The sequence below is a fragment of the Paraburkholderia phymatum genome (genome assembly GCF_038900715.1).
Taxonomy (GTDB): Bacteria; Pseudomonadota; Gammaproteobacteria; order Burkholderiales; family Burkholderiaceae; genus Paraburkholderia; species Paraburkholderia phymatum_A.
Genome location: NZ_JAYMRZ010000001.1, coordinates 601,152 through 627,260, shown reverse-complemented (window position 1 = coordinate 627,260; position 26,109 = coordinate 601,152). Strand labels below are relative to the sequence as shown.

General features: G+C 63.2%; 25 protein-coding genes and 1 tRNA gene. 12 read left to right on the top strand and 14 right to left on the bottom strand.

Annotated features, from left to right (window positions below):
• Positions 1-445 precede the first annotated feature (445 nt).
• The 5 genes from VSR68_RS02875 (at position 446) to VSR68_RS02855 (ending at position 5,266) form a co-directional block, all read left to right on the top strand.
• Positions 446-1,363 carry an aldose epimerase gene (locus VSR68_RS02875; protein ID WP_342938328.1) on the top strand — a complete coding sequence of 306 codons (918 nt, stop codon included), beginning with the start codon at positions 446-448 and terminating at the stop codon, positions 1,361-1,363.
• A gap of 141 nt (positions 1,364-1,504) precedes the next feature.
• Positions 1,505-2,230 (top strand): peptidoglycan DD-metalloendopeptidase family protein, encoded by a 726-nt coding sequence (locus VSR68_RS02870; protein WP_342938327.1) that lies wholly within the window; start codon positions 1,505-1,507, stop codon positions 2,228-2,230.
• A gap of 246 nt (positions 2,231-2,476) precedes the next feature.
• Positions 2,477-2,806, top strand: a complete 330-nt coding sequence (locus VSR68_RS02865) for a hypothetical protein (RefSeq protein WP_342938326.1) — start codon at positions 2,477-2,479, stop codon at positions 2,804-2,806.
• 745 nt (positions 2,807-3,551) lie between these two features.
• On the top strand, positions 3,552-3,860 hold the full coding sequence (locus VSR68_RS02860) for a DUF2288 domain-containing protein (RefSeq protein ID WP_342938325.1): 309 nt from the start codon (positions 3,552-3,554) through the stop codon (positions 3,858-3,860).
• Positions 3,857-5,266 carry an MATE family efflux transporter gene (locus VSR68_RS02855; protein WP_342938324.1) on the top strand — a complete coding sequence of 470 codons (1,410 nt, stop codon included), beginning with the start codon at positions 3,857-3,859 and terminating at the stop codon, positions 5,264-5,266. The genes VSR68_RS02860 and VSR68_RS02855 overlap by 4 nt, the downstream gene beginning before the upstream one ends.
• Before the next feature lie 47 nt (positions 5,267-5,313).
• Here the strand turns inward: VSR68_RS02855 and VSR68_RS02850 are convergent, their stop codons facing one another.
• A complete protein-coding gene (locus VSR68_RS02850) occupies positions 5,314-5,487 on the bottom strand; it encodes a hypothetical protein (RefSeq protein ID WP_342938323.1) in 174 nt (57 codons plus the stop codon).
• Positions 5,488-5,650: 163 nt separating this feature from the next.
• On the opposite strand from VSR68_RS02850, the gene VSR68_RS02845 reads away from it, so the two are divergent.
• The 5 genes from VSR68_RS02845 (at position 5,651) to VSR68_RS02825 (ending at position 8,192) form a co-directional block, all read left to right on the top strand.
• Positions 5,651-5,824, top strand: coding sequence for a hypothetical protein (locus VSR68_RS02845; RefSeq protein ID WP_342938322.1), 174 nt, complete (start codon positions 5,651-5,653; stop codon positions 5,822-5,824).
• Between the two features lie 335 nt (positions 5,825-6,159).
• On the top strand, positions 6,160-6,318 hold the full coding sequence (locus VSR68_RS02840) for a DUF3309 family protein (protein ID WP_342938321.1): 159 nt from the start codon (positions 6,160-6,162) through the stop codon (positions 6,316-6,318).
• Positions 6,319-6,444: 126 nt separating this feature from the next.
• Positions 6,445-6,521 (top strand) — tRNA-Pro (locus tag VSR68_RS02835).
• Between the two features lie 223 nt (positions 6,522-6,744).
• A complete protein-coding gene (locus VSR68_RS02830; protein ID WP_342938320.1) occupies positions 6,745-7,203 on the top strand; it encodes a SixA phosphatase family protein in 459 nt (152 codons plus the stop codon).
• Positions 7,204-7,376: 173 nt separating this feature from the next.
• On the top strand, positions 7,377-8,192 hold the full coding sequence (locus tag VSR68_RS02825; protein WP_342932902.1) for a GNAT family N-acetyltransferase: 816 nt from the start codon (positions 7,377-7,379) through the stop codon (positions 8,190-8,192).
• Between the two features lie 194 nt (positions 8,193-8,386).
• Here VSR68_RS02825 and ppx read toward each other — a convergent pair whose 3' ends face one another.
• Positions 8,387-9,976, bottom strand: coding sequence for an exopolyphosphatase (ppx, locus tag VSR68_RS02820; RefSeq protein ID WP_342938435.1), 1,590 nt, complete (start codon positions 9,974-9,976; stop codon positions 8,387-8,389).
• A gap of 197 nt (positions 9,977-10,173) precedes the next feature.
• On the opposite strand from ppx, the gene ppk1 reads away from it, so the two are divergent.
• Entirely contained in the window at positions 10,174-12,237 is a 2,064-nt protein-coding gene (ppk1, locus tag VSR68_RS02815) for a polyphosphate kinase 1 (RefSeq protein WP_342938319.1), read from the top strand.
• An 87-nt stretch (positions 12,238-12,324) separates the two neighbouring features.
• On the opposite strand, the gene phoR is transcribed toward ppk1, so the two are convergent.
• From phoR to VSR68_RS02760, 11 genes are all read right to left on the bottom strand, one after another.
• A complete protein-coding gene (gene phoR, locus VSR68_RS02810) occupies positions 12,325-13,638 on the bottom strand; it encodes a phosphate regulon sensor histidine kinase PhoR (RefSeq protein WP_342938318.1) in 1,314 nt (437 codons plus the stop codon).
• Positions 13,639-13,740: 102 nt separating this feature from the next.
• Positions 13,741-14,442, bottom strand: coding sequence for a phosphate regulon transcriptional regulator PhoB (gene phoB / locus VSR68_RS02805; protein WP_007748110.1), 702 nt, complete (start codon positions 14,440-14,442; stop codon positions 13,741-13,743).
• Between the two features lie 72 nt (positions 14,443-14,514).
• Complete coding sequence (gene phoU, locus VSR68_RS02800; RefSeq protein WP_342938317.1) at positions 14,515-15,219, bottom strand: phosphate signaling complex protein PhoU; 705 nt, start codon at positions 15,217-15,219, stop codon at positions 14,515-14,517.
• A 29-nt stretch (positions 15,220-15,248) separates the two neighbouring features.
• A complete protein-coding gene (gene pstB / locus VSR68_RS02795) occupies positions 15,249-16,097 on the bottom strand; it encodes a phosphate ABC transporter ATP-binding protein PstB (RefSeq protein ID WP_087733601.1) in 849 nt (282 codons plus the stop codon).
• A gap of 15 nt (positions 16,098-16,112) precedes the next feature.
• Positions 16,113-17,009 (bottom strand): phosphate ABC transporter permease PstA, encoded by an 897-nt coding sequence (pstA, locus tag VSR68_RS02790; protein ID WP_342938316.1) that lies wholly within the window; start codon positions 17,007-17,009, stop codon positions 16,113-16,115.
• Positions 17,006-18,004: a phosphate ABC transporter permease PstC gene (gene pstC, locus VSR68_RS02785; protein ID WP_090867148.1), complete on the bottom strand. Its 999-nt coding sequence runs from the start codon at positions 18,002-18,004 to the stop codon at positions 17,006-17,008. Before pstC ends, pstA begins: the two co-directional genes overlap by 4 nt.
• 155 nt (positions 18,005-18,159) lie before the next feature.
• Positions 18,160-19,191 carry a phosphate ABC transporter substrate-binding protein PstS gene (gene pstS, locus VSR68_RS02780; RefSeq protein WP_342938315.1) on the bottom strand — a complete coding sequence of 344 codons (1,032 nt, stop codon included), beginning with the start codon at positions 19,189-19,191 and terminating at the stop codon, positions 18,160-18,162.
• Between the two features lie 318 nt (positions 19,192-19,509).
• The gene (gene glmM / locus VSR68_RS02775) at positions 19,510-20,868 is read right to left on the bottom strand and encodes a phosphoglucosamine mutase (protein ID WP_342938314.1); all 1,359 of its coding nucleotides are present in this window, start codon (positions 20,866-20,868) and stop codon (positions 19,510-19,512) included.
• A 29-nt stretch (positions 20,869-20,897) separates the two neighbouring features.
• A complete protein-coding gene (gene folP / locus VSR68_RS02770; RefSeq protein ID WP_342938313.1) occupies positions 20,898-21,782 on the bottom strand; it encodes a dihydropteroate synthase in 885 nt (294 codons plus the stop codon).
• Between the two features lie 121 nt (positions 21,783-21,903).
• On the bottom strand, positions 21,904-23,793 hold the full coding sequence (ftsH, locus tag VSR68_RS02765) for an ATP-dependent zinc metalloprotease FtsH (RefSeq protein WP_342938312.1): 1,890 nt from the start codon (positions 23,791-23,793) through the stop codon (positions 21,904-21,906).
• Positions 23,794-23,979: 186 nt separating this feature from the next.
• On the bottom strand, positions 23,980-24,642 hold the full coding sequence (locus tag VSR68_RS02760; RefSeq protein ID WP_342938311.1) for an RlmE family RNA methyltransferase: 663 nt from the start codon (positions 24,640-24,642) through the stop codon (positions 23,980-23,982).
• Between the two features lie 263 nt (positions 24,643-24,905).
• Here VSR68_RS02760 and VSR68_RS02755 point away from each other — a divergent pair, with 263 nt between their 5' ends.
• Positions 24,906-25,442: a YhbY family RNA-binding protein gene (locus tag VSR68_RS02755; protein ID WP_342938310.1), complete on the top strand. Its 537-nt coding sequence runs from the start codon at positions 24,906-24,908 to the stop codon at positions 25,440-25,442.
• 153 nt (positions 25,443-25,595) lie between these two features.
• On the opposite strand, the gene VSR68_RS02750 is transcribed toward VSR68_RS02755, so the two are convergent.
• The gene (locus VSR68_RS02750; protein WP_342938434.1) at positions 25,596-26,102 is read right to left on the bottom strand and encodes a DUF4149 domain-containing protein; all 507 of its coding nucleotides are present in this window, start codon (positions 26,100-26,102) and stop codon (positions 25,596-25,598) included.
• Positions 26,103-26,109: the final 7 nt, after the last annotated feature.

Genomic DNA, 26,109 nt, shown 5'->3' with positions numbered 1-26,109 from the left:
TTTACGCGAACTTCGCCGCGTCGCAACAATTTCGAAAGACTGATTACGACGATGAAAGCAAAAAGGCCCGCCTTGATGGCGGGCCCGTGTGCGGAGGCTGCGTGGACCATCGGTTCGTGCCGACGGCTCAACGTGGAATCTCGTCGCCCCGTTTCAGCGTGTAAATTTATAGAAGAAATAAATCGTACTGCCCGTGAACATGCCGAACAGTGCCACGCTCATTGCCATTGCGAGATCCATCGCCCCTCCTGAAAACCGAGTGTTCGCAATTGACGGCTGCCCGTCCCTCTACACATTATTGATTGCGCCGACTGTGCGGTAACACCCGCAATTTCCCCAGAAGGGTTTCCCCGTAGCCCAAAGGGGCGCAAAATCGGCGTTCGCCGCGCCGCTGCGTCGGAACCGTGCACGCCTCCTTCTCAACCGCTTTCTATCGCCCATTGCCATGCCTCAATTTCAGCAACAGGACATCATCGAGATCGCCAGGAACGGCTCCCTGCTCCGCTTCGCGCCGCAGGCGGGCGGCCGCTTGCTGTCGTGGGACATCGACGGCCAGTCGATGATCTTCTGGCCCGAGCACGCGGACTGGAGCCAGCCCGCGCGCGTGCGCGGCGGCAATCCGCTGCTCTTTCCGTTTCTCGGACGGCATTTCGTCGACGGCCAGATCGGCCGCTGGAGAGACGCGCAAGGCACCGTGCGCGATCTGCCCATGCACGGCTTCGCGCGCGATCTGCCATTCGAGTCGACCGTCGACGAAGCCGCCCGCTCGATCAGCATGACGCTGAACGACAGCGATGCGACACGCACCGGCTATCCATTCAGCTTCCGCTTCGAAACGAAGTACACGCTCGTCGACGCGCACACGCTCGACGTCGATTTCGTCACCACCAACACTGGCGCCGCAGGCAGCGGGCCGCTGCCCTACTATGCCGGCCATCATTTCTACTTCACGCTGCCGCACACGCAGCGCGGCGAGACCGTGCTCGAGCTGCCGCGCACGATGCGCCGGCATCAGCAGCCGGACGGCTCGCTCAGCGCGGGCGAAGCGGGCCAACCGGATTACCGGCTCGACGACCCGGCCATTCAGGACCGCTTCCATTGCCTCGACGGCGCGCCTGACCACCTCGTGCGCGTGGTCGCGCTCGGCCTGAACCGCACCATCACGATCGATTTGCAACGCCCCGGCTCGGTGCCCTGGTTCGCCGTCACGACGTGGACCGAAAAGCCCGAATCCGATTGCTTCTGCGTCGAACCGTGGCTGGGTCTGCCCGATGCGATCCACAATCATCAGGGCCTGCGCTGGCTCGAGCCAGGCGAAACGGAAACGGCCTCGCTACGCATCGTCGTCGGCACACTGCCCTGATCGCGCCACGCCGCGCGCGGCCCGTTCTTCGCGCCGCGCTGCGGCCGAAAACGCGGGATGCCTTGCAAACCCGTTAGAATTGGACGTTTTTGCATCTGCCGCGTGATCGGGATCGCGCGCGGCGGCGTCTTGCGAGGTCCAATGTTGACAACAAGAATCCGACGGCTGGTCTGCGTGTCGATGATCGCAGCACTGGCCGCATGTGGCTCGGCCCCCGTGGGTCCGGGCTACTATCGCGTCGAACGGGGCGACACGCTGTACAAGATCGCGCGCAGCAATCGCACGTCGGTACAGAGCATCGCACGCTGGAACAACCTGTCGAACCCCGACTCGCTCGAGGTCGGCCAGGTGCTGCGCGTCGCGCCGCCGCCAGGAACGGCAACGGCGAGCGCAGGCCCGGCAGGGTCGGCGAAGAGCAGCGGCAGCGCGGCGGCTTCGGCGGGCTCGTCGTCGTCATCGACGCGCAGCGCCGCCGCCGAGACGCCTTCGACACCCGCGTCGTCGATCTCGCTGATCTGGCCGGCAAGCGGCAATGTGATCCGCAGCTTCGACGGTGCGAACTCGAAGGGCATTGACATCGCGAACGTCGCGGGCACGCCCGTGTTCGCGGCGGCGGGCGGCACGGTCGTCTATGCGAGCAATGGTCTGCGCGGCTACGGCAACCTGCTGATCATCAAGCACAACGCGGACTACCTGACGGCGTACGCGCATAATCGCACGCTGCTCGTGAAGGAAGGCGAGACGGTGCAGCAAGGCCAGAAGGTCGCCGAGATGGGCGACTCAGACAACGACCGCGTGATGCTGCATTTCGAGCTGCGCTACGACGGCCGCTCGATCGATCCGACGCGCTCGCTGCCGCCGCGCTGAGCATGCAGGCGTGCTCGCGATACCGCGCATAAGGCGTCGCGCGCAGCGTGCGGCTCGCGTGGGTTAGCCAGGCCACAGGCGAGAACCAGGGGCCACGGACCACGGCAAAGACGCGCAACCGCGCGCACCGCGCAAGGGAACCCAACGGCCCTTGCGCGGCTCCATCAGTCAGGCATGCGGGCACGTTCCGTGCCACGCGTGTCCGCACCGCGCGAATGCGCGCAACGATACAGAGAGGACATTCCGATGAAAAACGCCCTTGCGGCAATTCGTGTGGCGGCGGCCAGCGCCGCAGTCGTCGCGCTGGCCGGCCTCGCGGGCTGCGCCAGCTCCGGCTCGACGACGCTCACCTATCTGCCGAACGGCGAAACCGGCTTCGCGATCAACTGCAGCGGCAGTGACGCGAGCCAGAACTGGGGCGAGTGCTACAAGCGCGCTGGCCAAACATGCGGCGCGTATGGCTATGACGTGATCTCGAAGGATGTCGACAACGGCGCGACGGCGGGCGGTTCGCTCGGCGGCGTGCTCGGCGCGAACGTGAAGAACCGTTCGATGGTGGTTCGCTGCAAGCAGTAACTGGTGCAACAGCATCGACCGCTATCGAATTGTTGTCTGATGTTTATCGCGTATGGCAAAAAAAGGCCCGGCACAAAGGCCGGGCAAACGGGGGTTCGGCGCATATCGGCAAAGGACCGGTTCACCATGCGCCGAAACGAAATCTAGCAACGCGCCTATAGCCACGCAATCGATTAATTGTGCGAATAGTGTGAGTCGGCGCACGGTTTGAAGTCGAACTGAACGACGGGGTACTCAGTTTGGAAACCGAATCAACTGAATTCCTTTAGTCGGATGGTTAGTCCGCGCAATAGCCAATTGCCCGCAAACCCACGCATGGCGCGCCTTTCAGAAGATCATAGAAATAACGCGTGCGAATCCGCTGACGCTTGCACATTGCGCAGATTCACGCATTTCACTGCGATGATGACATGCGCGGAACTTGGTGCGCCAACGCACCCTTCCGATACGATTCTTTGCGGGATTTTTGTCAGATTTATCGAATGAAGATCGAGCGTCATTAGGCCATTCGCGTCGTTTATTGGACGCGGCATTAAAGCGTAAACGTTCAGCGATTAATCGGCTAATTGACGTCGTGGTTCGAGCATCGCGGAATTGGCTTCGATATTGCGTCGCGCTTCATGACGGCAAGGAAAAGCCGAGAAGCCGAAAAGCCGCCCGTCGCCTATGGTTTATAGTTACGCCCGCCCGTGCCGGCGCTCGCCGCCCGCACGCCCCAGTCACACCATGCTGTTCAACGATCGCCATGACTCCCTCCGATACGCCACAAAGCCCGCTCTACCAGAAACTGCTCGGTGAAACCGCGAAGATCGGCTGGACGGAACTCGAACGCTTCTTTGCGCGCGGCATGCTGTTGCGCGTCGCGCGCGATCTCGATCTCGTGAGCGTCGCCGAGGCGATCGCCAACGACGATACGACGCAGGTCACGCAATGGCTGTCGGCGGGCCTCGTCGAGCGCGTGCAGTCGGAGACGGCCGCCGATTTCGCCGCACGCGATCCGGACCTGTGGGCCGTCGTCGTGTCGCCTTGGGTTTGCGTGCAGGAACGCGGTTGAACGATCGCGCGAACGATCGCGCCGAAGACCCGGCCGCGCTGGACGCTCCGTCCGCATCCGCCGTGCCTGTGCGCTGGCATCGGCGCGTGCTGACGCTCGCGTTTCCGATCGTCCTCGCCAATCTGACCCAGCCGATTCTCGGCGCCGTCGATACCGCCGTCGCCGGGCATCTGGACAGCGCGTCGTATCTCGGCGGCGTGGCGCTCGGCGGACTCTTCTTCAACTTCGTGTTCTGGGGATTCGGCTTTCTGCGCATGGGCACGACGGGGCTCGTCGCGCAATCGTTCGGCGCCGACGATCAGGCCGGCCTGCGCATGAACATCGTGCGCGCGCTGCTGCTCGCGTTCACGATCGGCGCGGTCGTGCTGGCCTTGCAGGTTCCGCTGATCGACTTCGCGGTCCGCGCGATCGGCGGCAGCGATGAAGTGCAGCGCCATGCGCGCGCCTACTGTGACGCGCGCATCTGGGCCGCGCCGCTCGCGCTCGCGAACTATGTCGTGCTCGGCTGGCTGCTCGGCACGCAGCGCGTGCGCGTCGCGCTCGTCACGCAGGTGTTCATCAACACCGTGAACATCGTCGCCGTGCTGCTGTACGTGTATGCGTTCCATTGGGGCGTCGCGGGCATCGGCGCGGCGACCGCGACGGCCGACGCGCTCGGCTTCGCGTTCGGCGCCGTGCTGCTGTGGCAGATGCGTCCGCGCGGCCTGCCGCCGCTCGAGCGCGCGGCGCTGCTCGATCGCAGCGCATTGAAGCGCATGGTCGCGATCAACCGCGATATCTTCGTGCGCACGATGTGTCTGCTCGGCACGTTCGGCTGGTTCGCGCATCTCGGCGCGCGGCAAGGCGACGCCACGCTCGCCGCAAATGCGCTGCTGCTCAACTTTCAGACCTTCATGGCGTATGGGCTCGACGGCTTCGCGCACGCCGCCGAGGCGCTCGTCGGCGCGTCGATCGGCGCGCGCAATCGCGATGCGTTCCGCCACGCCGTCAACGCGACGATGCTCTGGTCGGCGCTCGGCGCGCTGTGCTTCGCGATCGTCTACTGGGCGGCGGGAGCATGGATCGTCGAAGGGCTCACCGATCAACCCGCCGTGCGCGCGACGGCCGAAGCCTTCCTGCCGTGGACGGCGCTTTCGCCCGTCGTTTCGGTGTGGGGCTTTCTGCTCGACGGCGTGTTTATCGGCGCGACGCGCACGCGCGATCTGATGACGTCGATGATCGTGTCGCTGGGCGTGTTTCTGGCCGCGTCATGGGCGCTCGTCGGCGCGTATGGCAATCATGGCCTGTGGGCTGCGCTGCTGCTCTTCATGGCCGCTCGCGGCCTCACGCTGGCACGCTTGCTGCCGCGTCTGGCGCGTGACGTCGGGCCGGACAGCGGGTCGGACACAGCGGGCCGTCACGGCTGAGCGTCGTCTGCCCCGTGCCGATGCAAATCGATTACCCAGAGGGCGCTTTATTTCGGCGCGGTGGGCGCGTCGATCATCGCGGGCGGGCGATCGTCGGTCGGCACGCCGTGATAGTCCGCCGGGTCTTTCGGCGGCACGCGATGATGAATGGTCGTATCGTCGGCACACGCCGACAGGGCGAACAGCGAAAACAGCGAGGCGGACAGCAGGAAGCGCTTCATAAACATGTCGAACGGAAGTGAGCATCGACGAATGATGTTGGGGCCACGAGTCTACTCGCAAAGCGCATTGTGCGTCGCGTCAGCGGTCTTCATCCGCGTTGCGCCAACTGGCGGCGGTTGTTCTACTATGTAGCCATGGTTGCAGTCGCTGAAGGAGACAGCCATGGATGCCGAATCGATCGCAGGCCTGATTGGACTCGCTGTGGGATTGCTGGTGCTGCTCGCACTGTCGGTTTTCGAATCGCGCACCTATCGCCGCGAACATCACGGCGAAGGGATGATGCACCACTGGCTCGCCGAGCATCACGTGTTCGACAAGATGCATCGCAGACACTGAGTTCTACGCGCCGCGCTTGCGGCGCGCATTTTTTTGTTCGCCTGAACTTTCGCCGGGCACGTGCGTCGGTTTGATCGGCGCACGTCGTCTGCATGCGCGTGTCCGCGCTTGCCGGGCGCGGCGTTTATGCGCGCTCAACGCGCGCTTTCCTCTCGCGTTCCGCCCTTCCCTCCCGTCATCTCCGCTGCAAGCGGGCATATGCCTTGCTGATTTGTAAGCCGTGAAACGCGCATCCGGCGCGTTCGACAATCGGCGCGGCGGCCGCGCGTCGTCATGCTTGCTCGCGCGCGCCGAGCGGTCTCCATCCATGGCCCGGCCATATAAGGAGAGATAACATGACCCTCGGAACCATTCTGTTGATCGTGGTGATCCTGCTCTTGATCGGCGCCCTCCCGAGCTGGCCTTATAGCCGCGCGTGGGGCTATCGTCCGACGGGGCTCGTCGGCGTGGTGCTGATCGTCGTGATCGTGCTGCTGTTGATGGGGCAGATATGACCGCGCCATGCGATGTGAAGGGGTTTGTGGCCCTGTCGTTCGCCTGGCCCGCGATGCTCTGCGTCGGCTCGCTGCTGCCGAGATTGACGGCCGATCATCAATACGGTTACAATCTCTGGCTCGCGTCGGAGCGTAGCGCAGCCTGGTAGCGCATCTGATTTGGGATCAGAGGGTCGAAGGTTCGAATCCTTTCGCTCCGACCACCAATAAAGCTGTGGACAAAACCCGTGTCACCTTTGGTGCCACGGGTTTTTTCTTTTTCAGCGTCGTCTGCGCGCGGTCTTCGAAGTGGCCAGAAGCGGCCACGCAACCGCGCGACGCTCGCCAACCGCATCCCCGAAAACCCCGTCGACAAAACAAAACTCCCCTCGGCGCGCGTTGTCCATACTGTCGATATCAGCCGATACGAGCCTTGGAGACATCGCAATGAACCTGATCCTGTGGCGTCACGCCGAAGCCGAAGACGTCGCGTCGAGCGACCTCGCCCGCCAGCTGACGGCACGCGGCCGCAAGCAGTCGCAGGCGTCCGCGAAATGGCTGCGCGCGCGCCTTCCCGACGATGCCGTCATCCTCGCGAGCCCCGCCACGCGCACGGTGCAGACGGCCGAATCGCTGACGGACCAATACCGCGTCGTGCGCGAGATCGCGCCGGACGCAAGCGCCACCGATGTCCTCACGGCCGCCGGCTGGCCCGACGGCATCGCGCCGACGGTCGTGGTCGTTGGCCATCAGCCGACACTCGGCCATGTCGTCGCGCGCCTGCTCGCCGATAGCGGCGCGAGCTGGTCGATCAAGAAATCGGCGATCTGGTGGATCGAAAGCCGCAACCGCGGCAACGGCGAACAGGCGATCTTGCGCGCGGTGATCGGCCCCGATTTTCTCTGATCCGCGCCGCGTGGCAGACGTGGCGGAAAAACAGCGAATGACCGTCGAAGGCGCCGCGAAAGCGTCGGCCTTACGACACGTCATCGAATCGTCATAGCATTGCCACGTGAGCGTCACCGGGCATTACTACATTGGCGTCGAAGCGAATTTCACATTTTCGACCAGGAACGCCAATGCGAGAACTGCCGACGCCAACCCTGCCCTTCGCATCGATCCTCGAGCCGCGACGCCGCCTGCCGCGCACGGAAGAAACGGTCACTGCCCAGCATCGTCTGCAAGTGTCGTGGGCGCGCACCGACGAGGAGCTTCGTGAAGCGCAGCGTCTGCGTTACCGCGTCTTCGCCGAGGAAATGGGCGCGTGCCTGTCCGGTCCCGCCGGCCTCGACGTCGATTCGTTCGACGCTTACTGCGATCACCTGATTGTCCGCGATCTCGACACGCTCAAGGTCGTCGGCACGTACCGCGTGCTGCCGCCGCACCAGGCGGCGCGCATCGGCCGCCTGTACGCCGAGGGCGAGTTCGACATCTCGCGCCTCACGCACCTGCGCTCGAAGATGGTCGAGGTGGGCCGCTCGTGCGTGCACCCCGACTATCGCAGCGGCTCGGTGATCATGTCGCTGTGGGCTGGGCTCGGCTCGTACATGCAGCACAACGGCTACGAGACGATGCTCGGCTGCGCGAGCGTCGCGATGGCCGACGGCGGCCACTACGCGGCGAACCTGTACGCGTCGCTGCAAGACGATGTGCTGACCGCGCCGGAATATCGCGCGTTCCCGCACACGCCGCTGCCGGTCGACGAATTGCAGACGGGCGCGAAGGTCGCGCCGCCGCCGCTCGTCAAGGGCTATCTGCGACTTGGCGCGAAGATCTGCGGCGCGCCGGCGTGGGACCCCGACTTCAACACGGCTGACTTCCTGACGCTGTTCCGCCTGTCGGAGATCAACGCGCGCTACGCCCGCCACTTCCTCGGCGACGTGCTGCCGCGCTGAGCGACTTCGCGAGCGCATTGCGCGGTTCGTGCCGCGCGATGCGCAATACACGGCCATTGCGCCGCGGTCGCCTCATCGAAGCGATACATCGAAGCGAAAAACAGAAAAGCCCGTCATCGACGGGCTTTGCTGTTTGCAGCATGCGATGTGATGCATGCAACTTCGACATCGAAAGGCGCGTGCCGCCTGAGCGATCAATCGTCCGTATAGACGACGCGATACGGCGTGCGAATCTTCTCCCACTCCGCCGCTTCCTGGATCAGGCTGTAGTCGGTCAGCGGGTTGTTCGCGACCCACGAATTGGGCAGGCGCACTTCGTAGCCGCCGTTCGCTTCCGCGACGTGTATCTCCGGCAAGCCGGCGTCGGCGCGGCGACGGCAAAACAGCGCCGCGAGCCGCAGACAGAACAGCAGCTTCCATTCGAGATCGCGCGTCTGCGCGAGCTTGCCGAGCTTGCCTGCATGGCCGACGACGAGCGCCGCGAGGCGAGCCTGATCGGTGCGCGAAAAGCCCGGCATGTCCGCGTTGCTCGCGATATACGCCGAATGCTTGTGATACGCGCTGTGCGAAATCGACAGCCCGATTTCATGCAGCGCGGCGGCCCAGCCGAGGAACATGCGGTTCTCTTCACGCACTTCCGCGTCGGGCTCGTCGAGCTGATCGTAGAAGTTCACGGCGAGTTCGCCGATACGGCTCGCCTGCGCGCGATCGACGCCGTAGCGCCGCATGAAGCCTTCGACCGTGATCGTGCGCATGTCCTGATGCTGCGAACGCCCGAGCAGGTCATACAGCACGCCCAGGCGCAATGCGCCGTCTGTCGTATCGACGTAGTCGACGCCGAGCTCGTCGAACACGGCGATCATGATCGAGAGGCCGCCCGCCAGCACGGGCACGCGGTCCGGCTTCAGCGCGATGAGCTTGAGCCGGTTGACGTTCTCCGCCTTGATCAGCGCGCGCTTCAGACGTTCGAGGCCGCCGCGCGATATGCCGTGCGTGATGCCCTGATCGTTGAAGTCGTTCGCCTCGACGAGTTCAGCCAACGCGCGCGCCGTGCCCGACGAGCCGATGCCCTGCTCCCAGCCTTCCGCCTTGTAGTCGGCCGAGATGATCTGGATTTCGCGCGAGGCCGCGAGTTCGGCCTGGCGCATCGTGTATTCGTCGACGTTGCCCGACGGGAAGAACTGCCGGCTGTGGCTCACGCAGCCGATATACAGGCTCTCCATCCTGATCGGCGTGTAGTGCGAACCGATGATGAATTCCGTCGAGCCGCCGCCGATGTCGACGACAAGCCGCTTGCCCGCGCTCGCCGGCACCGAATGCGCGGCGCCCGCGTAAATCAGGCGCGCTTCTTCGCGGCCTGCAATGACTTCGATGGGAAAACCGAGTGCCGCTTCCGCTTCGCCGAGAAATTCCTGCGCATTCTTCGCGACGCGCAGCGTATTGGTCGCGACGGCGCGCACATGATCGGGATGGAAATCGCGCAGACGCTCGCCGAAGCGCTTGAGCGCATCCCAGCCACGCACCTGCGAAGCGCGGTCCAGCATTTTTTCGCGCGACAGGCCGGCTCCGAGCCGCACCGGTTCGCGCAGCGCGTCCACCTGATAGATCTGGCTGCCTGCATCGGTTTCTTCGACGCGGCCCACAATCAGGCGGAAGCTGTTCGAGCCGAGATCGACGGCGGCGAGGAGTGGCGGAGTATTGACCATCGGGAAGGGGGACCTCATGCGCGCGGATGCTGCGCCCCTGGCGGGCACATTCGTCACCGCGTTGTTCAAAGTCGCCATTTTAAGCGTACTGGACATCGCGCTGTCACCTCCGCCATTGTCGTGCGCTATCGTCACATATCGTTACGTCATATTTACGACACGCGGAGTCAAAAGCGTAAAATTACGAAAACCCCAATTCACGCACCTGTCATCATACTGTGAGAATTTCCGAGCGTCCTTTCGAGTCACCTACCGATCTCTCATTCTCACCGCCGATGTCCAACCGCTACCCTCTTTTGAATCGCGAGCTGGGCATTTTGGGGTTCAACGAGCGTGTGCTCGCGCAGGCCGCGGACCCGGCTGTACCTCTCCTCGAACGCTTGCGCTTCATCTGCATCACCAGCAGCAATCTCGACGAATTCTTCGAAGTCCGCATGGCCGGCCTTCAGGAACAGATGCGCGACAACCCCGGCGCGCTCTCGCCTGATGGGATGTCACTGCAGCATGTGTACGATCTCGTCGTCGAGCGCGCGCAGAAACTGGTGCATCGTCAGTACACGATGCTGCAGGACACCGTGCTGCCCGCGCTCGAAGACGAAGGCATCTACTTTCACGGCACGGAAGCATGGAACGAAGCGCAGACGCAATGGGCGCGCGATTACTTCTTCGATGAACTGCTGCCCGTCCTGACGCCGATCGGCCTCGACCCCGCGCACCCTTTTCCGCGCGTGCTGAACAAGAGCCTGAACTTCGTCGTCGAGCTGGAGGGCAAGGACGCGTTCGGCCGCCAGGCCGTGATGGGCATCGTGCAGGCGCCGCGCGCGCTGCCGCGTCTCGTGCGCATGCCGCAGGAACTGTCCGGCTATCCGCATGGCTTCGTGCTCCTGAGCTCGCTGCTGCAACGCTTTGTCGGCGAGCTGTTTCCGAATCTCGTCGTGCGCAGCTGCAACCAGTTCCGCATCACGCGCAACAGCGAGCTGTTCGTCGATGAAGATGAAATCACGAACCTGCGCGTCGCGCTGCAGGGCGAACTGCCCGCGCGCCATCTAGGCAATGCGGTGCGGCTCGAAGTATCGGCGGAAACGCCCGCGCATCTCGTGCGGCGTCTGCTCGACGAAAGCGGCCTGTCGCAGAAGGATTGCTATTACGTCGATGGCCCCGTGAATCTCGTGCGTCTGATGCAATTGCCCGAGATGGTCGATCGGCCCGATCTGAAGTTTGTCCCGCATATCCCCGCGACGCCGCCGCAGATCGCCAACAGCGCGAGCCTCTTCGACGTGATCGATCAGGGCGACGTGCTGCTGCATCATCCGTACGAGAGCTTCCAGCCGGTGCTCGAACTGCTGTTGCAGGCCGCGAAGGACCCGAACGTCGTCGCGATCAAGCAGACCATCTATCGCACGGGCACCGATTCGCCGCTGATGGACGCGCTGATGCAGGCCGCGCGCAACGGCAAGGAAGTGACGGTGGTCGTCGAGCTGCTCGCGCGCTTCGACGAAGAGACGAACATCAACTGGGCGTCGCAGCTCGAAGCCGTCGGCGCGCACGTGGTGTACGGCGTGGTCGGCCACAAGTGCCACGCGAAGATGATGCTGATCGTGCGGCGCGTGTCGGAAGGCGGCAAGTCGATCCTGAAGCGCTACGCGCATCTGGGCACGGGCAACTATCATCCGCGCACGGCACGGCTTTATACCGACTTCGGCCTGATGACGGCCGACCAGAAGATCTGCGAAGACGTGCACCACGTGTTCCAGCAACTGACGGGCATCGGCGGCGAGCTGCCATTGCACGAGTTGTGGCAGTCGCCGTTCACGCTGCATCCGAAGCTCGTCGACGCGATTCGCGCCGAGGCGGAACATGCACGTGCAGGCAAGCGCGCGCGCATCGTCGCGAAGATGAACGCGCTGCTGGAGCCGACTGTCATCGCGGAACTGTACGAGGCCTCGCAAGCTGGCGTGAAGATCGACCTGATCGTGCGCGGCGTTTGCTCGCTGCAGCCGGGCGTCGAAGGGCTGTCGGAGAACATCACGGTCCGCTCGATCGTCGGCCGGTTCCTCGAACATCACCGCATCTTCTACTTCCACGACGACGGCCGCGAACAGGTCTATCTGTCGAGCGCCGACTGGATGGACCGCAACTTCTTCCGCCGCGTCGAAGTCGCATTCCCGGTCAACGACCGCCGCCTGAAGCGCCGCGTGATCGCGGAAGGCCTGTCGGCATTTCTCGGCGACAACCAGGCCGCGTGGCTGATGCAAAGCGACGGCCACTATCGCCGGCGCCGTCCGGGCAAGTCGTCGCGCAATGCGCAGATGAGTCTCCTGACGAAGTTCTGTTCATAAGCGCCGCGTTCCGCAATCAGGCGAACATGCAAAAAAGCCCGCAAATTGCGGGCTTTTTCGTTTCACCGGGCGTGTCGCGCCTGAAAGTCACGCGGCCGTCGTATGCAGCAGCGCCGTGCGCGCGGCGGGAAACCGCACCGTGAACGTGCTGCCGCGCCCTTCTTCGCTCTTCACTTCGAGTTGCGCGTCGTGCCGTTGCAGCACGTGCTTGACGATCGCGAGCCCGAGGCCCGTGCCGCCCGTGTCACGCGAACGGCTGCGATCGACGCGATAGAAGCGCTCGGTCAAACGCGGAATATCGGCAGCAGGAATGCCGAGGCCGCTGTCGGCGACGACGAACGTCGCCTGTCCGCCCTGCACGCGCCAGCTCACGTTGATCGAACCGCCATCGGGCGTATAGCGGATCGCGTTCGTGACGAGGTTGCCGAACGCGCTGAGAATTTCCGTTTCGACGCCCGTGACCGTGAGCGCTTCGTCGGAATCGAACGCGATCCGATGACGTCCCGCCGACAGGCTTTCCGCGTCTTCCTGCAGATGCCTGATCACCGCGCGCATATCGACCATCTGGTTGCTCGGCGGCTTGTTGTCGCCTTCGAGCGTCGCGAGCACGAGCAGATCGCTGACGATGTGCTGCATCCGCTGCGCCTGCTGCATCATCAGATCGAGGTAGCGCGCGCGTTCTTCGTCGTCGAGCGGAATATCGCGCATCGTTTCGAGAAAACCGGCGAGCACCGTCAGCGGTGTCTTCAGTTCGTGCGAGACGTTGGCGACGAAATCGCGGCGCATCGCGTCGGTGCGCTCGAGTTCCGTGATGTCTTGCGACAGCACGAGCTTGCGGTTCTCGCCATACGGGAACACCTGCACGGAGAGCACGTTCTGCCGCTTGTCGCCCATGCCGCGCATGATCAGCATCTCGTCGTAGTGATGCGAGTTCAGGTAGCGGACAAAGTCGGGATGACGCACGAGATGCGTGATGTGCTGACGCAAGTCGCGTTTCGCGTCGAGGCCGAAGTGCTGCTCGGAGATCGCGTTGCACCACTCGATCTGATCGTGATCGTCGAGCATCGCAACGCCGTTCGGCGATGCCTGGATCGCCTGAATGAAGCGCGAGTGCTGCTGCTCGACCTGGCGCACCTGCGCATGCCAGCGCTTCGCGAGCTTGTGCAGCCGGTAGTAGATTTCGCCCCAGATGCCGGGCGCGCTCGGCACTTCGCCGTAGACGGGCGCATCGAGCAGCCGCCATAGACGCTGCTTGTGGAACGTGCTAAAGATGCCCTGCGCGAGCAGCGCGATCACGGCGAGGCTCAGCGCTACCTTCGTGTTGACGAATATGCCGACTGCCACGCAGAGAACAGCGAGGAGCACGAGCGATACCAGGGAGCGCGCCCAGATGATGTTCATGTGTTCCTGCGACGTTAGAGACCAGCTCTTGAGAGATCAGAGACAACAAAGCGCGCTGCGGTGAGGCCTCGCAGCGCGCTTCGTGTTACCGGCCAGTGTACCTTATGCGCTCTTGGCCAGACGATAGCCGCTGCCGCGCACCGTCTCGATCATCGCATCGCAACCCGCCGGCTTGAGCGCCGCGCGCAGTCGCTTGATATGCACGTCGACCGTGCGCTCCTCGACGAACACGTGATCGCCCCACACCTGATCGAGCAGCTGCGTGCGGCTATGCACGCGCTCCGGATGCGTCATGAAGAAATGCAGCAGGCGGAATTCCGTCGGACCGAGATCGAGCTTGATCTCGTTGCCTTCCGCATGCGCGGCCACGCGGTGCGTCGCCGGGTCGAGCTTCAGGCCGTTGATCGCAACGACGTCTTCCGTCAGTTGCGGCGCGCGACGGCGCAGCACCGCCTTGATGCGCGCCATCAGTTCCTTCGGCGAAAACGGCTTCGTGACGTAGTCGTCGGCGCCGATTTCGAGGCCGAGCACCTTGTCCTGCTCGTCGCCGCGCGCGGTCAGCATAATGATCGGGATGTGCTTCGTGCGCTCGTTGTTGCGCAGGTCGCGCGCGAACGCGATGCCCGATTTGCCCGGCAGCATCCAGTCGAGCAGCACGAGGTCGGGAAGCACATCGCTGATCAGGTTCTGCGCCTGTTCGGCGTTGTACGCACGAATCGGACAATGGCCCGCATGTTGCAAGTTGACCGAGATCAGCTCGGAAATCGCGGGTTCATCTTCGATAACGAGAATACTGCTGGGCATCGGCGCCTCTTGATAAACGTAATGCTATGGGAACGGTTTGCCGGATTCGATCGGTTGCGTATCAAGGGCACATCAGCTGAGCGCTTCGCGCTCCAGCGCGTCGCGCCCCTTGTGCCGCACGTCAGTGCCCTTCACCACGTAGATGATGAATTCGGCGATGTTCTTCGCGTGGTCGCCGATCCGCTCGATCGCCTTCGCGATGAAGAGGAAATCGAGGCCCACGGAAATCAGACGCGGATCTTCCGTCATGTACGAAATCAGCTTGCGGACGAAACCGCGGAATTCCTCGTCGATCGCCTTGTCGTCGCGCACAATCTGCGCGGCGGCCACGGTGTCGAGGCGCGCGAACGCGTCGAGCGCGCGGCGCAGGATGCTCACGGCCATCTCGCCCGACAGCTTGATTTCGGCGATGTTGATCGTGCGCGCCGCGCCGTCTTCCGAGAGGCGCTTCGTGCGCTTCGCGATCTTTTCGGCTTCGTCGCCGGCGCGCTCCAGGTTCGTGATCGTCTTCGAGATCGCCATCAGCAGACGCAGGTCCCGCGCAGCCGGCTGACGGCGCGCGATGATGTTGCTGCACTCTTCGTCGATCTCGACTTCCATCGTGTTCAGGCGGTCTTCGGCTGCGATCACCTGATCGGCGATGCCCGTGTCGAATTCGTTCAACGCGTTCATCGCGGCGACGATCTGCGCCTCGACGAGGCCGCCCATTTCGAGCACCTTCGAGGAGACCAGATTCAGGTCGGCGTCGAACTGGCTGGACAGGTGTTTATCCGTCATGTCGTACTCCCTAAGCTCGCGCCGTGCGCTTAGCCGAAGCGGCCCGTGATGTAGTCTTCCGTTTCCTTGCGGACGGGCTTGATGAAGATCTTCTCGGTGTCGCCGAATTCGATCAGCTCGCCGAGGTACATATAGGCAGTGTAGTCCGAGCAACGCGCGGCCTGCTGCATGTTGTGCGTAACGATCACCACCGTGTAGTCGCTCTTGAGTTCGGCGATCAGCTCTTCGATGCGGCCCGTCGAAATCGGGTCGAGCGCCGAGCACGGCTCGTCGAGCAACAGCACTTCCGGACGGATCGCAATGCCGCGCGCGATGCACAGGCGCTGCTGCTGGCCGCCCGACAGGCCGTAGCCGCTCTGGCCGAGCTTGTCCTTCACTTCGTTCCACAGCGCGGCCTTCGTCAGCGCCCACTCGACGCGGTCGTCCATCTCCGAGCGCGACAGCGTTTCGAACATCTTCACGCCGAACGCGATGTTGTCGTAGATCGACATCGGGAACGGCGTCGGCTTCTGGAACACCATGCCGATGCGCGCGCGCAGCAGCGAGATGTCGCGCTTCGACGTGAGCAGGTTTTCGCCGTCCATCAGAATTTCGCCTTCGGCGCGCTGCTCGGGATAGAGCGCGTACATCTTGTTGAACGTGCGCAGCAACGTGGACTTGCCGCAGCCCGACGGGCCGATGAACGCCGTCACCTTGCCTTCGGGAATCTGCAGGTTGATGTTCTTCAGCGCGTGATACTTGCCGTAGAAGAAGTTCAGGTTGTTGACTTCGATTTTCGGTTGCGCGGGCGCTGCCGCATGACCGCTCTGGGCCGGGTCGAAACCAGCGGGTGACGCCGGGCGCTCGATGGGATTCAGGTGACTTTCTGCCATGTTCATCGGATCGCTCCGCCCTTAACTTTTCGAAAAGATCGTCCGCGCGAGGATGTTGAGTCCCAACACCCCGAGCGTAATCAGGAATACGCCAGCCCATGCGAGCGACTGCCACTGCGCAAACGGGCTCATTGCGAACTTGAAGATCGTGACCGGCAGGTTCGCAACCGGCTGATTCATGTCCACAGAGAAGAATTGATTCGACAGCGCCGTGAAAAGCAGCGGCGCCGTCTCGCCGGCGATACGCGCGACGGCGAGCAGCACGCCCGTGACGATGCCCGCCACCGACGCCTTCAGCGTGATCGACAGCACCATCTTCCACTTCGGCGTGCCGAGCGCGAAGGCCGCTTCGCGCAGCGCATTCGGCACGAGCTTCAGCATGTTCTCGGTCGTGCGGATCACGATGGGAATCTGCAGCAGCGCGAGAGAGATCACGCCCGCCCAGCCGCTGAAGTGGCCCATCTTCGCAACGACGAGCGCATACACGAACAGACCGACGACGATCGACGGCGCCGAAAGCAGAATGTCGTTGATGAAGCGCGTGACGCTCGCAAGCCAGCCCTTCTGGCCGTATTCGGCGAGATACACGCCCGCCATGATGCCGATCGGCGTGCCGACGAACGTCGCAAGCACGACGAGCAGCAGGCTGCCGACGATCGCGTTCGCGAGACCGCCGCCGTCCGTGTTCGGCGGAGGCGTCGATTGCGTGAAGAGCTCGACGGACAGGCCGCCGATGCCCAGGCGCAGTGTCGTATAGAGAATCCACACGAGCCAGATGATGCCGAACGCCATCGCCGCGAGCGACAGGGTCAGCGCGACCGCATTGGTCGCCTTGCGGCGTCGTTGCAGCTTGTTGCGCATCGCTTCGAGCGCTGCGCTGTCGTTGCTGCCCGGCATGTTCAACGAGGGTTGGCTCATTTCGCGCCCTCCCCTTTCTCGAGGCGAAGCAGCATGATTTTCGAAATCGCCAGCACGATGAAGGTAATCACAAACAGGATCAGGCCGAGCTCCATCAGCGCCGCCGTATGGAGCCCTGGGCTCGCTTCCGCGAATTCGTTCGCGAGCGCCGACGTGATGCTGTTACCCGGCGAAAACAGCGAAACGTTGTCGAGCAGGTTCGTATTGCCGATCACGAACGTGACGGCCATCGTCTCGCCGAGCGCGCGGCCGAGGCCGAGCATCACGCCGCCGATCACACCCGTCTTCGTGAACGGCAGGACGATCTTCCACATCACTTCCCACGTCGTGCAGCCGATGCCGTATGCCGACTCCTTCAGCAGCACGGGCGTGACTTCGAACACGTCGCGCATCACGGATGCGATGTACGGAATGACCATGATCGCGAGAATGACACCCGCGCACAGAATGCCGATGCCGATCGGCGCGCCCTTGAACAGGGCCCCGATGACCGGCATGCCGGACAGCAGCGAGCCGAGCGGCTTTTCGAACCACGTCGCGAAGATCGGCGCAAAGACGAGCAGGCCCCACATGCCGTAGACGATCGACGGAATCGCGGCGAGCAGCTCGATCGCGATGCCGAGCGGCCGACGCAGCCAGGCAGGCGACAGCTCAGTCAGAAAGAGCGCAATGCCGAAGCTCACAGGCACCGCGATGATGAGGGCGATGATCGACGTCGCAATCGTGCCGTAGATGGGCACCAGCGCGCCGAACTGCTCCGAAGGGGGATCCCAGTCTGCCGTCCACAGGAAGGCGAGACCGAATTTCTGGATCGTCGGCATCGAAGCGACGATCAGCGACACGATAATGCCGCCGAGCAGCAGTAACGTGACGATCGCGGAAAGCCGTGCGAGGCCGCCGAAAATAATGTCGCCGGCACGGCTGGGCGCCTTTTGCGCCGTGCTGCCGGGCGGAGTCGACCGGGCCGCGTCAGAAGAGAGAGGGAGGTCGGACATGGGAGCTGTAAACCTGTTTCCGCGTTTCCGGTTGCCGCATGGCGTATGCCAGACGGCCAGTACTACGGCCGCCGGGCTTCATCGAAGCCGGGCGGCCGGCCGCGCGTATCGTGCACATCTCATGCGCGCGGTAGATGCTGCTACGAGGTAAAGGATTACTCGGCGAGCGCCTTGCCCGATGCGTCCTTGACCTTTGCCTTCCATTGCGTCTTGATTTCCGACACGACCGATTCCGGCAGCGAGATGTAGTCCAGATCGTTCGCAGCCTGGTTGCCGTTCTTGAACGCCCAGTCGAAGAACTTCAGCGTTTCCGCGCCTTGCGGACCCTTTTCCTGCGTCGTGTGCAGCAGCACGAACGTCGCGCCGACGATCGGCCATGCGTTCTTGCCCGGCTCGTTCGTCAGGATCTGGTAGAACGACTTCGACCAGTCAGCGCCTGCTGCCGCTGCCTTGAACGTTTCCGTCTTCGGCTCGACCACTGCGCCCGCCGAGTTCTTCAGGTCGACGAAGATCATGTGGTTCTGCTTCGCATACGCCCACTCGACGTAGCCAATCGCGCCCGGCAGACGCTGCACGAATGCCGCGACGCCGTCGTTGCCCTTGCCGCCCGTGCCCGTCGGCCAGTTGACCGTCGTGCCTTCGCCGACCTTCGACTTCCACTCGGTGTTGACCTTCGACAGGTAGTTCGTCCAGATGAAGCTCGTGCCCGAGCCGTCAGCGCGGCGGACCACGGCGATGTCCGTATCCGGCAGCTTCGCCTTCGGGTTCAGCGCGGCGATAGCCGGGTCGTTCCACTTCTTGATCTTGCCGAGGTAGATGTCGCCGAGCACTTCGCCCGACAGCGTGATTTCGCCCGCCTTCACGCCCGGAATGTTGACGACGGGCACGACGCCGCCGACGACCGTCGGGAACTGGAACAGGCCGTCCTTGGCCAGTTCGTCGTCCTTCAGCGGAGCGTCCGAGCCTGCGAAGTCGACCGTCTTCGCGACGATCTGCTTGATGCCGCCCGACGAGCCGATGCCCTGGTAGTTGACCTTGCCGCCGCCCGTCTTCTGATAGGCGTCAGCCCACTTCGTGTAGATCGGTGCTGCAAAGGTGCTGCCCGCGCCAGTGATGTCGGCGGCTTGCGCTGCGATCGCGAAGAGAGCGCCAGCCATGCCAGCGAACGCGGTTTGCATCAGTTTCATGTTTTCTCCGGTTGGTATGAGCGTGTGACACGACACCGCGAAGAATAGTGGCCGATTATGACGGTACTGTGACTGTCCGTGACTTTCCCGTGACAGTCTTATTACGTACCCGAAAGGCGTCATGTCAGGGTTTCCACTGCCAAAACGGATGCGCGGCGAATGCGCCGTTTCTGGCTCGAAATTGGCGAGCGCCAACGTTTGCGTATGTGACGCATGCACAACGCATCCATCACGCATCGCCCCGCGGCTTACCGAACTGCGGGCACAAAAAAGGGCGGCATGTGGCCGCCCTTCCCGTTAAAACACGGCTGCCGGAAATCAGGCGGTCGCCTGCTTCACCACTTCGGCGATCGTTTCGGCGTGGTACAACGCATCTTTCTCGCGCGCGGCCTCGACCATCACACGCAGCACGGGCTCGGTGCCCGAGGCGCGGATCAGCACGCGGCCGCTGCCGTCGAGCGCGCCCTCCGCCGCGCTGATCGCGCGGCGAATCGCCTCGCTGCCCTTCCAGTCCGCGCCCGGCTGCATGCGCACGTTGATCAGCTTCTGCGGGAAGAGCGTCACGCCTTCCAGCAACTGCTCGAGCGAGCGGCCGCTGCGCTGCATCGCGGCCAGCACGAGCAGCGCGGACACGATGCCGTCGCCCGTCGAATGCCGATCCAGCGACAGAATGTGACCGGAGCCTTCCGCGCCCAGTTCCCAATGATGCTCGCGCAGCTTCTCCAGCACGTAGCGGTCGCCGACGGCTGCGCGAACGAACTGCACGCCCGCCTTCTTCAGCGCCACTTCGACGGCCATGTTGGTCATCAGCGTGCCGACCGCCCCTTCGACCTTGCCTTGCGTCGCGATCCGGTCCTTCACCAGCACGTACAGCAGCTCGTCGCCGTTGTAAAGGCGGCCGTTCGCGTCGACGACCTGCACACGGTCCGCGTCGCCATCGAGCGCAATGCCGATATCCGCCTTGTTCGCGCGCACAGCGCGCACGAGCGCATCGGGAGCGGTCGCGCCGACGCCATCGTTGATGTTGAAGCCATTCGGCGAGACACCGATCGTGATCACATCCGCGCCCAGCTCATGGAAAACGTGCGGCGCGACGTCGTACGCGGCGCCGTGCGCGCAGTCGATCACCAGCTTCATGCCTCGCAGATCGAACGCTTGCGGGAACGTGCTCTTGCAGAACTCGATATAGCGGCCAGCCGCGTCGTCGAGACGCCGCGCCTTGCCGAGACGTTCGGACGGCGCGCATTCGAGCGGCTTGTCCAGTTGCTCTTCGATCAGCGACTCGACTTCATCCGGCAGCTTGTTGCCGTCGGCGGAGAAGAACTTGATGCCGTTGTCGTAATAAGGATTGTGCGACGCGCTGATCACGACGCCCGCCGCGAGACGCAGCGCGCGCGTGAGATACGCGACGCCGGGCGTCGGCATCGGACCGGCCAGCATCACGTCGACGCCGGCCGCCGCGAAGCCCGATTCCAGCGCGGCTTCGAGCATGTAGCCCGACACGCGCGTGTCCTTGCCGATCAGCACCGTGGGACGCGTACCCGTTTTCGCCCACCTGTCGGCGCCCGCGAGCACCTTGCCGGCCGCATAGCCGAGCCGCAACACGAAGTCCGGCGTGATCGGCGCGTCGCCGACCTTGCCCCGTATGCCATCCGTTCCGAAATATCGACGTCCCATAGTGTTCTGTTCCTTCCCAAGCGTGGAGATCAGGCGCGTCGCGCCGCATCGCGCGTCGCTGCCCAAACTTTCAGTGCGTCTACTGTCTGCGCGACATCATGCACGCGGATGATCGCAGCGCCCCGTTCGGCTGCGCACACGGCGGCAGCGACGCTCGCCGCTACCCGCTCCGGCGCGGGCCGGTTCACGACCGCACCGAGCATCGACTTGCGCGACATGCCCGCGAGAATGGGCAGCGGCGCGCCGACCGTCGGCGCAATCTGCGGCAGATGCGCAAGCAGGGTGTAATTATGATCGACCGTCTTCCCGAATCCGAATCCGGGATCAACGCTGATGCGATTTTTCGCAACGCCCACGTCGATCATTGTCTTGACGCGCTCGTCGAGGAATGCATGGATATCGGCCACGACGTCGTCGTAGACAGGCTCCTTCGCCTGCATCGTTTGCGGATCGCCCAGCATGTGCATCACACACAGACCACACTGGCTGTCACGCACGGCGTCGATCGCGCCGGGGATCCGGAAGCCCCAGATATCGTTGATCAGATCAGCACCCGCAGCCAGCGCATGGCGCATCACTTTGGGCTTGTAGGTATCGACGGAAAGCGGGACGTTCGCGTCGCGCAACTGCTCGACGAGCGGGATCACGCGCTCCAGTTCCTCGTCGAGCGGCACGGGCGGTGCCCCTGGGCGCGTCGACTCGCCGCCGATGTCGATAATGTCAGCGCCGTCGAGCAGCATGCACTCCGCCTGGCGCAGCGCCTCGCCGCGCAGCACGTATCGGCCGCCGTCGGAAAAGGAATCGGGCGTGACGTTCAGAATGCCCATCACGAGCGGGCGTTCGAACGACAGCGTGAATCGGCCGCATTGAAGCGGTTCGGGGATCGGAAAAAGCGGGGAATCGGCGTTTGACACGAGACGTACTACGAAGAAGTTGGTGGGAATCGCAACAGAACTACGCTGCGCGTAGCAGCATTAGAAATGAAAACGGGCCGGTGTGCAGTACACCGGCCCGTATAAACCACTCAACCCGTCATCAAGCAGGAGCAGTCGCGCTGCCCGGCTTCACTTCCGCGCCCGGGCTGCTGCCACCCGACGATGCATCGCCGGGCGACGGCGTGCTCTTCGGCGAGCGCGGCGGACGGCCGGCCATGATGTCGTTGATCTGATCGGCGTCGATCGTTTCCCACTCCATCAGCGCGGCGGTCATCGCTTCGACCTTGTCGCGGTTCTCTTCCAGCAAACGCTTCGCGAGGTTGTACTGCTCGTCGAGCACGCGGCGGATTTCCGAATCGACCTTCTGTTGCGTCGCCTCCGAAATCGAACGCGTGAAGCCGCGGCCAAACGGCGACTGCTCGTTCTCGTCGTCGACATAGACCATCGGTCCAAGCGCGTCGGTCATGCCGAAACGGGCGACCATTGCGCGGGCCGTGGACGTCGCCTTGTTGAAGTCGTCCGATGCGCCCGTGCTGATCAGGTTCAGGAACAGCTCTTCCGCGACACGGCCGCCGAACAGAATGGCGAGACGATCCAGCAGATAGTCCTTCGAATACGTTTCGTTGTCGTGCTCCGGCAACTGCCACGTCACACCCAGCGCACGGCCGCGCGGAATGATCGTGACCTTGTGCACGGGGTCGGCCTTCGGCAGCAGCTTTGCGATCACTGCGTGGCCCGACTCGTGGTAAGCCGTCGCGCGCTTCGCGTCTTCGCGGATCACCGCCGACTTGCGCTCCGGACCCATGAAGATCTTGTCCTTCGCGTCTTCGAAATCCTGCATCTCGACGATGCGCTTGCCACGACGCGCGGCGAACAGCGCCGCTTCGTTCACGAGGTTCGCCAGATCGGCACCCGAGAAGCCCGGCGTGCCGCGCGCGATAACCGCTGCGTCGACGTCGTTCGCAATCGGCACCTTGCGCAGGTGCACTTTCATGATGTGCTCGCGGCCACGGATATCGGGCAGACCCACGTACACCTGGCGGTCGAAACGGCCCGGACGCAGCAGCGCCTTGTCCAGCACGTCCGAACGGTTCGTTGCGGCGATCACGATCACACCCGAGTTCGCCTCGAACCCGTCCATTTCGACGAGCATCTGGTTCAGCGTCTGTTCGCGTTCGTCATTGCCGCCGCCCATGCCGGCGCCGCGATGACGGCCGACCGCGTCGATTTCGTCTATGAACACGATGCAGGGCGCATGCTTCTTCGCCTGCTCGAACATGTCGCGCACGCGGGCCGCACCGACACCGACGAACATTTCGACGAAGTCCGAACCCGAAATGCTGAAGAACGGCACCTTTGCTTCGCCAGCGATGGCGCGCGCCAGCAGCGTCTTACCGGTTCCCGGCGGGCCGACCAGCAGCACGCCGCGCGGGATGCGGCCACCCAGCTTCTGGAACTTTTGCGGATCGCGCAGGAAGTCGACAAGTTCAGAGACTTCTTCCTTCGCCTCGTCACAGCCAGCGACATCTGAGAAGTTGATCGCGTTGTTGTTCTCATCGATGAGACGCGCCCGGGATTTACCGAACGAGAAGGCACCGCCTTTCCCGCCCCCCTGCATCTGCCTCATCATGTAGAACCAGAACCCGATGATCAGGATCGTCGGCCCGAGGTAGTACAGCGCGGACACCAGCGCGTTCGGCTCGTCATCGGCCTTGCCGCTGACCTGCACGCCATACTTCATCAGGTCGCCGACCATCCAGATGTCGCCCGGCGACACGATCTGATATTTCTGACCGTCGGCCGGCGTCACCGTGAGGTTGCGCCCCTGGACGATCACGCTCTTGACCTTGCCGCTTTTCGCGTCGTCCATGAACTGCGAATAGGAAACGCCTTCCTGGACACGGGGCTTGTCGAACTGCTTGAACACCGTAAACAGCACCAGTGCGATTACCAGCCACACTGCTGCTTTCGAAAACATGTTGTTGTTCAAAGCACCACTCCTTCACTCATAGACAAGCGCCTACATTTGCCTTGCGGCACCACTCAGGCATTCTAATCCCTTCCGGGGACCCCTGCCATAAGCATTCACTACCGCACAAATAGCGTACCGCGCAATCTCAGCGCTCTTATTTTCCGGCGTACCGGAATGCGGGCTCACATATCACTGGACCCGTTTTCAACGTGGCCGTTTCAGATGCTTGCCCAAAATAAACGTCTCGGACGACTTGTCCCGGGATGCTTTCGGCTTGCGCGCGGCCACCGTCTTAAACTGGTGCTTGAACTTTTCGACAATCTGGCTATAACCGCTGCCGTGAAAACATTTGACTAAAAGGGCACCATCGGGCTTCAGGTGGTTTTGGGCGAATTCCAGTGCGAGATCGCATACATGCTCGATTCGCGCTGCGTCCGCCACCGCCACTCCAGACAGGTTGGGCGCCATATCTGAAATTACAAGATCAACCGCGCGATCTCCGACGACTTCTTCCAGTTGCTGAAGGACATCGTCCTCGCGGAAGTCGCCCTGAATGAAGTGCACGTCGGCGATCGGCTCCATCGGAAGCAGATCGAGCGCGATGATCGTGCCGTCGATCCCGCCTTCGCGTTGCGTATCGCGGTGCTTGCCCTGCGCCAGCTTGTTGCGCACGTACTGGCTCCAGCTGCCGGGCGCCGCGCCCAGATCGACGATGATCTGGCCCGGGCGGATCAGCTTGTCCTGCTCGTCGATTTCCTTCAGCTTGTAGGCCGCGCGGGCGCGATAACCCTCCCGCTGCGCCATTTTCACGTACGGATCGTTGATGTGGTCGTGCAGCCACGACTGGTTGAAGCGGTTTTTTGCCATTAAACGTTGAACTCTTGCTACGTGATGACGCGCTTTTAGCGGATAATACGCGTTTAATTTGCGCGGCCGCGGCCTGGGCCGTCTTCCGCGCTCGTGGTTCTGCTTGCAGTCCGCGCCGGCCGTCCTGTTCATGCTGACGCCGGCGCCGTGTTCATCGCAGTTTTCCGCGCAGTTTTCTTATTTCTCGCGCGCGCCCCGCTGAATTACGGACCGACGGGTCCCAGCCGCGGGCGATGCCATTTTAGTCGAGTCTTCCACTTTCCATGCCAGCCCTCAAAGTTTCTTCCGAACAACGCGCCGAATTGCGCTCCCAGGCTCACGCGCTCAAGCCGGTCGTGATCGTCGGCGCCGAAGGGCTGACCGACGCCGTGCTGGCCGAAATCAAGGTCAATCTGAAGGCGCATCAGCTGATCAAGATCCGTGTATTCGGCGACGAGCGCGAAGAGCGCGTCGCAATTTACGAAGAGATCTGCGATCGGCTGAATGCGGCACCCATTCAGCATATCGGCAAGCTGCTCGTGATCTGGAAGCCCGAATCGGCACGCACCGAACGCGCGCCTGCTGCGAAATCGAAGCGCGCCGCGCTGCCTAGCGCGCGCGAGGCGATCTCGGAAGAGCCGCCGAAGAAAGGCGGCGCGCCGCGCGTCGTCAAGGTTGTCAAGGCAACCGACAACCCGATGCGCCGTCCAAAGCCGCAAAAGGTACTCGTGCGCGGCAATGAGCGCGTGACGGCTGGCGGCAACATCAAGAAAGCAAAGAAACGCCAGACAAGCGCAAAGCGCATGCATCAGACGAAGTAAATCTGGAGTGGCGCGACGATCGGAGTCGACATCTGGACCGCGCTATTCGAACCAGGATTGCAGGCCATCGTCTCATGCGGCGATCGGCCGCGCTTCGTGGGGATTTGCGAACGTGAATCAGCCTTCGGGCCGAATGCACCTTCTACGAACAGCTTATCCAGCCGTCCTGCCCGCGACGCGCCCCGCGCCCTGCTCCGCCACGAGATTCGAGCCCGCCGGCAATTTCCACGCGAGCACGATGCCCAACAGACTTTCGATCAGATAGAACACGCTCGACACGCCGTGCAGCATGCCGAAACGGCTCGCATAAACGGAGTGGCCGACGTCGGTGCCCGCTTCCTGCGCCGCGATGCGCAGCGCATTCATAAACGGCTGCACCGCGAAGTAGCCAACCAGCACGCATACCAGCATGCCGGCGATCAACCAACGCAGATGCCGATACGCATCGCCGCCGCGCCGGACCAGCAGATTGCACAGCGCGAGCAGCAACACGCCGCATACCACGCCGATCACGCCTTCGATCCGGAACAGCTGCGCCGCGACCGCACCCGCCGTCATCCGGTCGAGCGACGTAAACAGCACGGGCGCCACCGCATAGCCGATGGTCAGCAGACTGCCGACCCAAACGACCGTCAGCAGCCTGAACAGACGATGCGGCATCGAAGAC

Bases quoted from the DNA above. Each gene is read 5' to 3' on its own strand.
- VSR68_RS02875 (WP_342938328.1), top strand. From the start codon at position 446: ATGCCTCAATTTCAGCAACAGGACATCATCGAGATCGCCAGGAACGGC.
- VSR68_RS02870 (WP_342938327.1), top strand. From the start codon at position 1,505: ATGTTGACAACAAGAATCCGACGGCTGGTCTGCGTGTCGATGATCGCA.
- VSR68_RS02865 (WP_342938326.1), top strand. From the start codon at position 2,477: ATGAAAAACGCCCTTGCGGCAATTCGTGTGGCGGCGGCCAGCGCCGCA.
- VSR68_RS02860 (WP_342938325.1), top strand. From the start codon at position 3,552: ATGACTCCCTCCGATACGCCACAAAGCCCGCTCTACCAGAAACTGCTC.
- VSR68_RS02850 (WP_342938323.1), bottom strand. From the start codon at position 5,487: ATGAAGCGCTTCCTGCTGTCCGCCTCGCTGTTTTCGCTGTTCGCCCTG.
- VSR68_RS02845 (WP_342938322.1), top strand. From the start codon at position 5,651: ATGGATGCCGAATCGATCGCAGGCCTGATTGGACTCGCTGTGGGATTG.
- VSR68_RS02840 (WP_342938321.1), top strand. From the start codon at position 6,160: ATGACCCTCGGAACCATTCTGTTGATCGTGGTGATCCTGCTCTTGATC.
- VSR68_RS02830 (WP_342938320.1), top strand. From the start codon at position 6,745: ATGAACCTGATCCTGTGGCGTCACGCCGAAGCCGAAGACGTCGCGTCG.
- VSR68_RS02825 (WP_342932902.1), top strand. From the start codon at position 7,377: ATGCGAGAACTGCCGACGCCAACCCTGCCCTTCGCATCGATCCTCGAG.
- ppx (WP_342938435.1), bottom strand. From the start codon at position 9,976: ATGGCGACTTTGAACAACGCGGTGACGAATGTGCCCGCCAGGGGCGCA.
- ppk1 (WP_342938319.1), top strand. From the start codon at position 10,174: ATGTCCAACCGCTACCCTCTTTTGAATCGCGAGCTGGGCATTTTGGGG.
- phoR (WP_342938318.1), bottom strand. From the start codon at position 13,638: ATGAACATCATCTGGGCGCGCTCCCTGGTATCGCTCGTGCTCCTCGCT.
- phoB (WP_007748110.1), bottom strand. From the start codon at position 14,442: ATGCCCAGCAGTATTCTCGTTATCGAAGATGAACCCGCGATTTCCGAG.
- phoU (WP_342938317.1), bottom strand. From the start codon at position 15,219: ATGACGGATAAACACCTGTCCAGCCAGTTCGACGCCGACCTGAATCTG.
- pstB (WP_087733601.1), bottom strand. From the start codon at position 16,097: ATGAACATGGCAGAAAGTCACCTGAATCCCATCGAGCGCCCGGCGTCA.
- pstA (WP_342938316.1), bottom strand. From the start codon at position 17,009: ATGAGCCAACCCTCGTTGAACATGCCGGGCAGCAACGACAGCGCAGCG.
- pstC (WP_090867148.1), bottom strand. From the start codon at position 18,004: ATGTCCGACCTCCCTCTCTCTTCTGACGCGGCCCGGTCGACTCCGCCC.
- pstS (WP_342938315.1), bottom strand. From the start codon at position 19,191: ATGAAACTGATGCAAACCGCGTTCGCTGGCATGGCTGGCGCTCTCTTC.
- glmM (WP_342938314.1), bottom strand. From the start codon at position 20,868: ATGGGACGTCGATATTTCGGAACGGATGGCATACGGGGCAAGGTCGGC.
- VSR68_RS02760 (WP_342938311.1), bottom strand. From the start codon at position 24,642: ATGGCAAAAAACCGCTTCAACCAGTCGTGGCTGCACGACCACATCAAC.
- VSR68_RS02755 (WP_342938310.1), top strand. From the start codon at position 24,906: ATGCCAGCCCTCAAAGTTTCTTCCGAACAACGCGCCGAATTGCGCTCC.
- VSR68_RS02750 (WP_342938434.1), bottom strand. From the start codon at position 26,102: ATGCCGCATCGTCTGTTCAGGCTGCTGACGGTCGTTTGGGTCGGCAGT.